The sequence below is a fragment of the Micromonospora sp. LZ34 genome, from assembly GCF_052981855.1.
The window spans coordinates 1-660 of sequence record NZ_JBRIQN010000178.1; the positions used below are offsets into that span (position 1 = coordinate 1).

Consider the following 660-nt stretch of genomic DNA (forward strand, 5'->3'; position numbering starts at 1 on the left):
CGACGATCTTGCAGCTTCCGGACGTCGTCGGGGCATCCAAAATGGTCGACTCTTCGCCGCGCACCGTGTCTCCCGGCGCCACGTTTCGCACGTACGACGTGACCGTGTCCAGACGGGCGCCAGCCGAGTCCCGATACTCAATCTTGAGGGTGGCGCTGCGAGTCTTGTCCCCGATGTTCTTCACGGAGAACCCAACCTTCGCGACCGAGCCGAACACCTCGCACGAGGTGACCCGAACCTCCATCTTGGTCTTGGAGACGGCGGCCCTGTCCCCGATCATCCCGACCAAGACCAAGGGCATGCACAGCACGACCACGACCACCAGTGCGAGCGAGCCGAAGACGATGGTCAGGATCCCGCCCGTGGAAGACCAGAAACTCTTCCTCTTCGGCGGGACAGGCGCGGGATAGAAGGGCATCGGCCCGGCTGGTGGGTACGGCGGCGGCCCGCCGGTCGTTGGACCGTACTGAGGCGGCCCACTCGGCGGGTATACCGGCGGGCCGCCGGAAGTGGGGGTGTACTGCGGCGGCGGGTATGGGCTCATCGGCTGCACTGGCTGAGTCGGCGGCTGCGACGGATCCAAGGGACCGTGGGTCATTCGAGCACCGTACTTTGAGTAGCTTAGATGGCGACGGCCGCGTGCAGGGCAATCAGCACTAC

1 protein-coding gene is annotated in these 660 nt (G+C 65.5%); it reads right to left on the reverse strand.

Annotated elements, in window-relative coordinates; genetic code table 11:
- A partial coding sequence (locus ACVCAH_RS38040) for a hypothetical protein (protein WP_447141039.1) occupies positions 1-418 on the reverse strand: 418 nt, incomplete at its 3' end.
- Between the last annotated feature and the right edge of the window lie 242 nt (positions 419-660).